The organism is Pantoea sp. K16, from assembly GCF_048452805.1.
Lineage (GTDB): Bacteria > Pseudomonadota > Gammaproteobacteria > Enterobacterales > Enterobacteriaceae > Pantoea > Pantoea agglomerans.
Map to the genome: position 1 here is coordinate 1 of NZ_JBLWNV010000026.1, position 9,989 is coordinate 9,989.

Annotated in this window: 11 protein-coding genes; 6 read left to right on the plus strand and 5 right to left on the minus strand. The window is 55.9% G+C overall.

Translation table 11 applies throughout. The annotated features are described in order from the left end of the window. Nucleotides 1–218: hypothetical protein (locus ACK13D_RS21885; protein WP_418797026.1), on the minus strand; the 218-nt coding region annotated here is incomplete at its 3' end. Between ACK13D_RS21885 and ACK13D_RS21890 the strand changes: the two genes are divergently transcribed. After that, nucleotides 217–684 (plus strand): GNAT family N-acetyltransferase, encoded by a 468-nt coding sequence (locus ACK13D_RS21890; RefSeq protein WP_010670081.1) that lies wholly within the window; start codon nt 217–219, stop codon nt 682–684. The two genes, ACK13D_RS21885 and ACK13D_RS21890, sit on opposite strands and share 2 nt — an antisense overlap. A 44-nt stretch (nt 685–728) precedes the next feature. Here ACK13D_RS21890 and yjfF read toward each other — a convergent pair whose 3' ends face one another. From yjfF to ytfQ, 4 genes are all read right to left on the minus strand, one after another. Then, nucleotides 729–1,715 carry a galactofuranose ABC transporter, permease protein YjfF gene (yjfF, locus tag ACK13D_RS21895; protein ID WP_010245373.1) on the minus strand — a complete coding sequence of 329 codons (987 nt, stop codon included), beginning with the start codon at nt 1,713–1,715 and terminating at the stop codon, nt 729–731. Further along, a complete protein-coding gene (ytfT, locus tag ACK13D_RS21900) occupies nt 1,712–2,728 on the minus strand; it encodes a galactofuranose ABC transporter, ATP-binding protein YtfT (RefSeq protein ID WP_010245375.1) in 1,017 nt (338 codons plus the stop codon). The genes yjfF and ytfT overlap by 4 nt, the downstream gene beginning before the upstream one ends. Further along, entirely contained in the window at nt 2,721–4,241 is a 1,521-nt protein-coding gene (locus ACK13D_RS21905) for a sugar ABC transporter ATP-binding protein (protein WP_010245377.1), read from the minus strand. The genes ytfT and ACK13D_RS21905 overlap by 8 nt, the downstream gene beginning before the upstream one ends. 76 nt (nt 4,242–4,317) lie before the next feature. Continuing rightward, nucleotides 4,318–5,274 (minus strand): galactofuranose ABC transporter, galactofuranose-binding protein YtfQ, encoded by a 957-nt coding sequence (gene ytfQ / locus ACK13D_RS21910; RefSeq protein WP_010245380.1) that lies wholly within the window; start codon nt 5,272–5,274, stop codon nt 4,318–4,320. 686 nt (nt 5,275–5,960) lie between these two features. Between ytfQ and ydgT the strand changes: the two genes are divergently transcribed. The 5 genes from ydgT to rsxC form a co-directional block, all read left to right on the plus strand. Further along, nucleotides 5,961–6,176, plus strand: coding sequence for a transcription modulator YdgT (gene ydgT, locus ACK13D_RS21915; RefSeq protein ID WP_003853427.1), 216 nt, complete (start codon nt 5,961–5,963; stop codon nt 6,174–6,176). A gap of 110 nt (nt 6,177–6,286) precedes the next feature. Continuing rightward, complete coding sequence (locus tag ACK13D_RS21920) at nt 6,287–6,730, plus strand: DUF2569 domain-containing protein (RefSeq protein ID WP_010245382.1); 444 nt, start codon at nt 6,287–6,289, stop codon at nt 6,728–6,730. A gap of 123 nt (nt 6,731–6,853) precedes the next feature. Next, nucleotides 6,854–7,435: an electron transport complex subunit RsxA gene (gene rsxA, locus ACK13D_RS21925; protein WP_003853423.1), complete on the plus strand. Its 582-nt coding sequence runs from the start codon at nt 6,854–6,856 to the stop codon at nt 7,433–7,435. Next, entirely contained in the window at nt 7,435–8,013 is a 579-nt protein-coding gene (rsxB, locus tag ACK13D_RS21930) for an electron transport complex subunit RsxB (RefSeq protein ID WP_010245386.1), read from the plus strand. Before rsxA ends, rsxB begins: the two co-directional genes overlap by 1 nt. After that, the coding region (gene rsxC, locus ACK13D_RS21935; protein WP_418797027.1) for an electron transport complex subunit RsxC at nt 8,006–9,989 on the plus strand (1,984 nt) is incomplete at its 3' end. The genes rsxB and rsxC, both read left to right, overlap by 8 nt.

Here is a 9,989-nt window from a genome sequence, read left to right on the forward strand (position 1 = left end):
GCCAGGGATGGCGCGGCCGATCCGCATGGATGCGGGAATCCTTTGCGATCAGGCATACCTTTCCTGACCCTGCTCCTTAATCTAAAGCGATTGTTTTTCCTGTCATACAAAAGAGAACCAAAGTCTTTGCTATAACTTAACCCTTTCATGAACTTGTACTTTCCCCCACCAGCCTGTATTGCTTGTAGCCTGACAAAAACAAAGGTCGCCAGCGCCATGCACATTGCCGAGCTAAACCAACATCCCGGCTTCGCCGGACAAACTGCACAACTGTTGCACACTGAATGGTCACACCTTCCTGCATGGTCTCACCCGCCTGCCATCCTTGAGCGTTTAAAACAGCGCAATCAGAAACCTTCGGCAGAATTTACTCTTATTGCCACACCGGATGGCGAAACGGTGGTCGCGACCTGCAGCGTCATTCGCTATGAACTGGATGACATTCCGGCACGAGAATTCTGGATTGGTGAGGTGGTGACGGACAAGGCATTCCGGGGTCAGGGCGTGGCAAAAGCGTTAATACAGCAGGCGATTGCGCGAGCCAGACAACAGCAGATGGGTGAACTGTGGCTCTATACACCCGATCAACAGGCGTACTATCAGCGTTCAGGATGGCAGGCGGTGGAACAGCGGCAAATCGCGGGTGAAGAAGTTACGGTAATGGTGCTGCCTCTGGCGCAGTAAAAGGCGGCTCCTGCGAGCCGCCATTGATCGGAGTACTGAAGAACTCAGGAAGGTAATCGCTTAACGGGCGCGTTCTGCTGACGATCCCAGATGACCGTCAGTAACCGCTGCAGGGCGATAAACGCAAACAGCAGAATTCCGATGGCGATCTTGGTCCACCAGGAACTCAGCGTACCGTCGAAGTTAATCCAGGTCTGAATCAGCCCCTGAATCAACACACCGAACAGCGTGCCCAAAACTGTACCGACACCACCCGACAGCAGCGTGCCGCCAATCACCACTGACGCGATCGCATCCAGCTCTACACCCAGCCCTGCCAGCGCATAACCTGCCGAGGTATAAATCGAGAACACGATCCCGGCCAGCGTCGCCAGCGTGGTGGAAAGCATATAAATCTTAATGGTGGTCGCACGGGTCGAAACGCCCATCAGTTGGGCGGATGTCATATTGCCACCGATGGCGTAAACCCGGTTTCCAAAGCGCGTGCGGTGCGCCAGAATAATCCCGCCAGACACCACCACCAGCATAATCACCGCCAGCAGGCTGAGACGCCCACCGCCCGGCACTTTCCACGCCAGACTGGAAAGCATGCTGTAGAACGGATGATCGATAGGAATTGAGTTCTCCGACACCAGATAACTGCATCCGCGCAGGAAAAACATCCCCGCCAGCGTAATGATAAATGCCGGAATCTTCAGCGCATCGATCAGCCAGCCCATCATGGCCCCGAACAGCGCGCCCAGCGACAGAATCAGCGCAAAGGCCAGCAAGGGATCGATATGAAAATCGCCAATCGCCCGGGCAAGAAACACGCCGGTAAAGGCGATCACCGCACCCACCGACAGATCGATACCGCCCGATAAAATCACGAAGGTCATGCCGACGGCGATAATCCCAAGAAAAGCATTATCGGTCAGGATATTGCAGATTACCCGGGTGGAGGCAAAGCCCGGAAACTGACTCAGACAAAACAGGTAACCCGCCACAAACACCAGCAAGGTGATCATCAGCGGAAGATGACGTTTAATCATGTCGGGCGTCTCCGTTTCAACATCGCAATAAACCGTGGTGACTGCAGCAACAGCACGCACATCACCACCACCGCTTTCACCACCTGATTCAGCTCAGGCGGGAAGCCGGAGAGCAAAATCCCGGTATTCATCGACTGAATAATCAGCGCGCCGATCAGCGACAACACCAGATTAAAACGGCCACCCATCAGCGACGCACCGCCAATCACCACGGCGAGAATCGCATCCAGCTCCAGCCATAATCCGGCGTTATTGGCATCCGCACCGCGTATATCCGCCGCGACGATCAGCCCCGCAACAGCGGCACAAACGCCACTTATGGCGTAGGTTGACATCACCACCAGCCAGCCTGTCACACCCGCGTTACGGGCCGCGCGCAGATTAATCCCAACAGCTTCGATAAACAGACCCAGCGCGGTTTTGCGCGTCAGCAGCCAGACCGCCAGCGCTACCACCAGTGTGATCCAGACCGGGACCGGCAACATCCACAGCGAGCCGTTACCAAACCAGCCAAGACTGTCACTGTCGAACGTCACAATCTGCCCCTGCGTAATCAGCTGAGCGATTCCGCGCCCGGCGACCATCAGAATCAGCGTGGCAACAAATGGCTGAATACGCAGCAGCGCCACCAGCACGCCATTCCATACGCCACAGGCTAAACCGGTTCCCAGCGTGCAGAGAATAATAAACGGCACACCGTGTCCGGCTACGGTCAATGTCGCAGCCGTCGCGCCTGCGATCGCCATCACCGCACCCACGGAAAGATCGATGCCGCCGGTGGCGATCACCAGCGTCATCCCGATCGCCAGCAGGGCAACCGGTGCCGCACGGTTAAGAATATCGATCGGACTGCCGAACAGACGCCCATCCTGCAGATGCACGGCAAAAAAGTTATTGGCCACCAGACTGTCAATCAACAGCACCAACAGCAGCGCGGCGATTTGCGGCATCCCTGGCGGGAGTTTCAGCTTACGACGTGGCGTTTTTTCAGATGTCATAGGGGACTCAAGCATGTTTTACCCCTCCGTCCGCGATAGCATTGACGATCGACGCTACCGAAAGCTGCTCCAGCGGAATTTCTGCCACCTGCTTCAGATCGCGCATAATCAACACCCGATCGGCATAACCGACCAGCTCTTCGAGTTCAGAGGAGATCACCAGCAGCGCCAGACCATCGGCGCACAGGGATTCAATTAAACGGATAATCTCGGCGTGCGCGCCCACATCAATGCCGCGCGTCGGTTCGTCGAGGATTAAAAACTGCGGTTTGGTCACCAGCCAGCGCGACAGCAGCACCTTCTGCTGGTTGCCGCCCGATAACAGCTCCACAGGCTGCTCTGCATGCGGCGTACGGATACCCAGACTCTTGATAAAACGATCGGCAATCGCCTGCTGCTCACGCTTCTTAATTGGCCGTAGCCAGCCGCGCTGCGCCTGTAACGCCAGAATAATATTTTCACGAACCGAGGCCGCGCCGATAATCCCGTCAGTCTTGCGATCTTCCGGGCAAAAACCCATGCCCAGCTGTGAGGCTTTCGCCGGATTAGTAATGCGCTGCACCTTGCCTTTGATCTTCGCTGTTCCTCGGTCGGCACGACGAATACCAAACAACACCTCGGCGGTTTCGGTGCGGCCCGAACCCAGCAGCCCCGCCAGTCCCACTACTTCGCCTGGACGAACTTCCAGGTTAAAGGGCTCGATGGTGCCTTTCCTGCCGTAATCCTCAAACGACACCACCGGCTGATTGCTGCGCAGCGTGCTGCCCTGCCGCTGCAGCGCCGTCTCCAGCAGTTCGCGACCCAGCATCAGCTTAATCAGCTCAATCTGCGGCAGCGTGGCGGTATCGCGGGTGGCGATAAACTGCCCGTTACGCAGCACGGTAATCCGGTCAGTAATGCGGTACACCTGGTCGAGAAAGTGCGTCACAAAAATCAGGCTCATCCCTTTGGCTTTTAACTGCGCCATCAGGGTAAACAGCATCTCAACCTCGCTGGCATCCAGACTGGCTGTCGGCTCATCCAGGATCAAAACCTGGGCGGAAAGATCGACCGCGCGGCAGATGGCGATAATCTGCTGCATCGCCACCGAGTAGTGGCCCAGCGGACGTGTCACATCGAGGGAAAAACCATAGTTCCGCATCAGCGCATCGGCCTCCCGCACCATCCGGCGACGGTCGATCATGCCAAAGCGGCGCGGTTCACGGCCAATATAGAGGTTATCTGCCACCGACATGTTCGGCAGCATATTAACTTCCTGATAAACGGTGCCGATGCCCATCTCCTGCGCCTGCGCCGTATTATGCGGCGTAATCGGCTCACCATTCAGGGTGATGGTCCCTGCATCACGGCTGTAAACACCGGTCAGCACTTTAATCAGGGTGGACTTGCCGGCACCGTTCTCCCCCAGCAGCGCCATGATCTCCCCTTTACGGATATCAAAGGAAACATTATTCAGCGCTTTGACGCCGGGAAAACCTTTGCTGACGCCGCTGATGGATAACAGCGGTGTTTCATTTTGCGTGGTCATTCTGCTCACTCCGCCTCACGTCATGAAAAACCGCCCCGTAGGGCGGTCTGCGGCTGGTCTGCGGCTGATCGGTGAATCAGTAACCCATGCCTTTTTTGGTATCCAGCTCCTTCTGCGCGTCGGCAGGCAGGAACAGCTTAGATTCGGTCTTGATCACTTTTGGCGGCAGCGTGCCATCTTTCTTGAATTTTTCCAGCGCATCAAACGCCGGGCCAGCCATGTTTGGCGTCAGCTCCACGTTGGCGTTAGCCTCACCCGCCAGCATCGCTTTATAGATATCCGGTACACCATCAATCGAGCCGGTCAGAATATCTTTGCCCGGTTTCAGGCCAGCTTCTTTAATCGCCTGAATGGCACCGATCGCCATATCATCGTTATGCGCGTAAACCATGCAGATGTTTTTGCCGTTGTTCTCCGCCTTGATAAAGCTCTCCATCACCTCTTTACCCTTACTGCGGGTAAAGTCACCCGACTGCGAGCGGATCACTTTAATGTTTGGATGGTTGCTGATCGCTTCAGCAAAGCCTTTCTTACGATCGATTGCCACGCTGGCACCCACCGTGCCCTGCAGTTCCACCACATTACACTGCTTGTCGCCCACGGTTTTCACCAGCCAGTCGCCAATCAGCTTGCCTTCCAGCACGTTGTCAGCCGTCACCACCGCCTGATAGAGCGATTTGTCTTTTACCACAATGGCGCGGTCCAGCAGGTAAACCGGGATTTTGGCATCTTTGGCTTCTTCCAGTACCGGCTCCCAGCCGGTCTGCACCACCGGTGCGATGAAGATGGCATCAACGCCCTGAGCGATGAACGAACGTACCGCCTTGATCTGATTCTCTTGTTTCTGCTGTCCGTCGGCGATTTTCAGGGTGATTCCGCGTTTTTTGGCTTCGCTTTTCGCTACGTTGGTTTCCGCCGAACGCCAGCCAGATTCCGAACCTACCTGCGAGAAGCCGACCGTCATATCTGCAGCGAGTACCGGGCCGGTTAACGCGGCGCTGACCAGCGTGGTCAGAAGTAAACGTTTCCACATAGTTTTTAATCCTCTGAAAGGCGTTTGCTGTTTAGGGTAGAGAGCCTGCTTAGACTGGACTAAAAAAGCGTGCATAATGGCGACACACTTCACAAAACAGAGCAATTTAAAGGGGTTACGTGTAGTCACACGGTTTGGCTGACGAGGGAGTTATGGATAAAACGGCTGAGTAGAAAAAATCTGCTCGTTAAATAATTGTAATAAACAGAATCGCTTATGCTTACTGCCACTGGAAACGATTACAGCCAGGCGTACAAAACGGGTTATCCGGCCTGCGATGAACAAAAAATGGGATTTGTGATAGTCCGCACAGTAGATCGCTGGCCTGAGTCAGGGGCGAAACGTTTCTCTGGCACTAAGTGCAGAATGGTTAATTTTTTTGGGCTAAAAGGGTGAGAAAGAAGCCACTAATGCATTGTCAGCGCTGAATAAGAAAAAAATAATATTTAACCTCTGCTTTTAAACACTTTATGCCGACTCTGTCCGTAATTAGTTAGTGAGGTGTTTAAGATAGAGACGCTGAGTTGCTGGCTCAGACAATAGTAAAAAAGCCAGATATGGAGTTTTAGTGACTAATAAGGTGCTTTTATCTGATTTTCGCCTTTTTTAAGCCGCATGATCTGGACAGCATAAGCTTGCCCCCTATACTGAGCACTCCTTTGTTACTTCTATCTGTTATGGCAATGATGACTGCGCACGATTACCTGCTTAAATTCCGCAAAGTAAATAATTCAGACAGTCTGGAAAAGCTTTTCGATCATCTTAATTACTCCCTGACGAATGATCTGGAAATCATCAATATGTACCGGGCTGCCGATCACCGACGTGCTGAACTGGTCTCTGGCGGACGGTTATATGATCTCGGCTGTGTCCCTAAAACGGTGTGGCGCTACGTGGTCTGATTTTCGGCTGATTTATCGCTGTTTATCCCGCTGATCTTGTCCGGATGGGCGTGCCCCTCTGGACATGTTATTCTGCTGCGCTTCGACTCCCCGAGACAGGAATAACCACGATGAATGAACAGGTTGCTGCGCCGCGTATTGGTGGCTGGCTTTTGCTGCCGCTGGCCTGGCTGATAATGACCCTGTTAACCACCGTTCTGGTGCTGGCGATGTATCTGACACCACTGTTTAATCCGGAATGGCGTGTGGCGCTTTTTTCTCACGGCAGCACACTCTTCTCTTACTGGGCTATTTCCCTGCTCACCGCCGTGGCGGTCTGGGCTTATAGTCTCTGGATCAGCTGGCTGTTCTTTAAGCGCTCCCGCCGCCTGCCGCGTCACTACCTGCTCTGGCTGCTGATTACCGTGCTGCTGGCGCTGAAAACCTTTGCCTTTACGCCGGTTACCGATAGCCGTGCCCTCCAGACATTACTGCTGTCGCTGCTGGCCGCTGCGGTGTTTGCGCCCTACTTCAAACGCTCAAAACGGGTAAAAACGACCTTTATCGCGCCATAACGCTGTGAGTTATGTCAGGAATTTAATTCTGAGTGCGGTCTGCCGCTCAGCGGATGGCGCAGGTGTTGAGATACGCCGCGCTATCAATGATAATAAGCCGCTTTCTGGCTCCCAGGCGAAAAAATGACCGATTATCTGCTTCTCTTTGTTGGCACCGTGCTGGTGAATAACTTCGTATTAGTGAAGTTTCTCGGCCTGTGTCCTTTTATGGGCGTTTCCAAAAAACTGGAAACGGCGATTGGCATGGGTCTCGCCACGACATTCGTCATTACCCTGGCCTCGATCTGCGCATGGCTGGTCAACCATCTGATCCTGCTGCCGCTGGATCTGGTCTATCTGCGTACCATGGCCTATATCCTGGTGATCGCCGTCGTGGTGCAGTTCACCGAAATGGTGGTGCGTAAAACCAGCCCGTCGCTCTATCGTCTGCTGGGTATCTTTCTGCCGCTGATCACCACCAACTGTGCGGTGCTGGGCGTACCTCTGCTGAGCGTCAACCTTAACCACACCTTTATGCAGGCCGCGCTGTATGGTTTCAGTGCCTCTATCGGCTTCTCGCTGGTGATGGTGCTGTTCGCCGGTATGCGCGAGCGGCTGGTGCTGGCCAATGTTCCTGCCCCGTTTAAAGGCAACTCCATCGCCCTGATTACCGCGGGCCTGATGGCGCTGGCGTTTATGGGCTTCAGCGGTCTGGTGAAATTCTGATGACCGCGATCTGGATTGCTGTTGCCGTATTAAGTGCGCTGAGCCTGGTGTTCGGCGCGCTGCTGGGTTACGCCTCGCGCCGCTTTGAAGTCGAAGAAGATCCTATTGTTGAGCAGATTGATGCCATCCTGCCGCAGAGCCAGTGCGGTCAGTGTGGCTATCCGGGTTGTCGTCCCTATGCGGATGCGGTCGGTAACAATGGTGAAGCGATCAATAAATGCGCGCCAGGTGGTGAGCAGACCATGCTCAAGCTGGCAGCCCTGCTTAACGTTGAACCGCAGCCGATTGATGGCGACGAAACGGCGAAAGAGCCGGTGCGCACCGTTGCGTTTATTGATGAAGCCAACTGCATTGGCTGCACCAAATGTATTCAGGCCTGTCCGGTGGATGCGATTGTCGGGGCAACCCGCGCCATGCACACCGTGCTGAGCGATGTCTGCACCGGCTGCGATCTCTGTGTCGCGCCCTGCCCGACTGACTGTATTGAAATGCGTCCGGTTGCCACCACGCCAGCTAACTGGAAGTGGGATTTAAATACCATTCCTGTACGGGTGATCCCGGTAGAAACTCATGCTTAATCTGTTTAACTTCCTGAAAAAAGAGAAGGTCTGGGATTTTCAGGGCGGTATTCATCCGCCGGAAATGAAAACCCAGTCCAACGGCACGCCGCTCAGCGAACTGCCGTTGCCGCACCGTTTTATTATCCCACTGAAACAGCATATCGGACATGAAGGTGAGATCTGCGTTGCGCCTGGCGACAAAGTGCTGCGCGGTCAGCCTCTGACATTTGGCACTGGCCGCATGCTGCCAGTCCATGCGCCCACCTCCGGCGTGATTGAAGATATCGGTCAGCATATGACCGCGCACCCTTCTGGTCTCTCTGAGCTTTGCATTTTCCTGACGCCAGATGGCGACGACCGCTGGATGCCGCTGGATCCGCTGCCTGACTACCGTCAGCATCCGCGCGCCGACATTGTGCAGCGTATTCACGACGCCGGCATCGCCGGTCTCGGCGGCGCGGGTTTTCCCACCGCCACCAAACTGAAGGGCGGCCTGCGCGGGGTTAAAACCCTGATTATTAACGCGGCGGAGTGTGAGCCTTATATCACCGCTGACGATCGTCTGATGCAGGACTACGCTGCCGAAGTCCTGGAAGGCAGCCGTATTCTCGCCTGGGTGTTACAGGCTGAACAGGTGCTGATTGGCATTGAAGATAACAAGCCTGAAGCCATTGCCGCACTGAAGCAGGCGCTGGGTAGCGAGCGCGATCTGCACATCCGGGTCATCCCGACCAAATATCCCTCCGGCGGTGCCAAGCAGCTGACCCGAATCCTGACCGGTAAGGAAGTGCCGCACGGCGGGCGTTCCTCCGATATCGGCGTGCTGATGCAGAACGTCGGCACCGCCTGGGCGGTTAAGCGGGCCATTATTAATGGTGAACCGATCACCGAACGCGTTGTGACGCTGACCGGCGAGGCGATCGCCCAGCCGCGTAACGTCTGGAGTCGTCTCGGCACCCCGATCAGCCATCTGTTACACCAGGTCGGGTTCACGCCTGCGCCGCGTCAGATGGTGATCATGGGCGGTCCGCTGATGGGCTTTACTCTGCCATCGCTGGATGTGCCGGTGGTGAAGATCACCAACTGTATTCTTGCCCCGTCTGCCAGTGAGATGGGCAACAACGACGAAGAGCAGTCCTGCATTCGCTGTTCAGCCTGTGCCGATGCCTGTCCGGCCAAACTGCTGCCGCAGCAGCTTTACTGGTACAGCCAGGGCGGCGATCACGATAAAGCGCGCGCTCACCATATTGATGACTGCATCGAATGTGGTGCCTGCGCCTATGTCTGCCCGAGCAACATTCCGCTGGTGCAATATTACCGTCAGGAAAAAGCGGAACTGCGCGCCATCGATCTGGAAGCGAAACGCACGCTGGAAGCCAAAGCACGCTTCGAAGCACGCCAGGCGCGACTGGAGCGTGAAAAGCAGGCTCGTGAAGCGCGTCATGAAGAGGCGAAGCAACGCGTTGCCCGCACCGATACCGGCGAACTGGCTGCGGCCAAAGCGCGGGTGAAAGCCCGCCAGACGGCCGAACCGGATGAGGCAACGCTTGAAGCCCAGCGTGAAGCCCGCCATGCGCAGGCGCGTCTGCGTCAGGCCGAGGCGCAGGCTGAAACCCAGCCGGTGACGCGTCAGACCGTCGATCCGCGTAAAGCGGCGGTTGAAGCGGCTATTGCCCGGGCGAAAGCGAAGAAAACAGTGCCGGTTGAGGCGGCGGATAACCAGGCTGAGGCCAGTGTCGATCCGCGTAAAGCGGCAGTCGAAGCCGCCATCGCCCGTGCCAAAGCGAAGAAAGCCGCTCAGGCTGAAGGCACCGAGGCACCGCAGGCCGCAACCGACAGCGCTGCAGACGCCGCCGCTGAAACCGATCCGCGTAAAGCCGCGGTTCAGGCCGCTATCGCCCGCGCCAAAGCGAAGAAAGCCGCACAGGCTGAAAACGCCGAGGCACAGGCCGCAGGCGACAGCGCTGCAGAGGCTGCGCCGGACGCCGCCGCTG

Bases quoted from the DNA above. Each gene is read 5' to 3' on its own strand.
- ACK13D_RS21890 (WP_010670081.1), top strand. From the start codon at position 217: ATGCACATTGCCGAGCTAAACCAACATCCCGGCTTCGCCGGACAAACT.
- yjfF (WP_010245373.1), bottom strand. From the start codon at position 1,715: ATGATTAAACGTCATCTTCCGCTGATGATCACCTTGCTGGTGTTTGTG.
- ytfT (WP_010245375.1), bottom strand. From the start codon at position 2,728: ATGCTTGAGTCCCCTATGACATCTGAAAAAACGCCACGTCGTAAGCTG.
- ACK13D_RS21905 (WP_010245377.1), bottom strand. From the start codon at position 4,241: ATGACCACGCAAAATGAAACACCGCTGTTATCCATCAGCGGCGTCAGC.
- ytfQ (WP_010245380.1), bottom strand. From the start codon at position 5,274: ATGTGGAAACGTTTACTTCTGACCACGCTGGTCAGCGCCGCGTTAACC.
- ydgT (WP_003853427.1), top strand. From the start codon at position 5,961: ATGACTGCGCACGATTACCTGCTTAAATTCCGCAAAGTAAATAATTCA.
- ACK13D_RS21920 (WP_010245382.1), top strand. From the start codon at position 6,287: ATGAATGAACAGGTTGCTGCGCCGCGTATTGGTGGCTGGCTTTTGCTG.
- rsxA (WP_003853423.1), top strand. From the start codon at position 6,854: ATGACCGATTATCTGCTTCTCTTTGTTGGCACCGTGCTGGTGAATAAC.
- rsxB (WP_010245386.1), top strand. From the start codon at position 7,435: ATGACCGCGATCTGGATTGCTGTTGCCGTATTAAGTGCGCTGAGCCTG.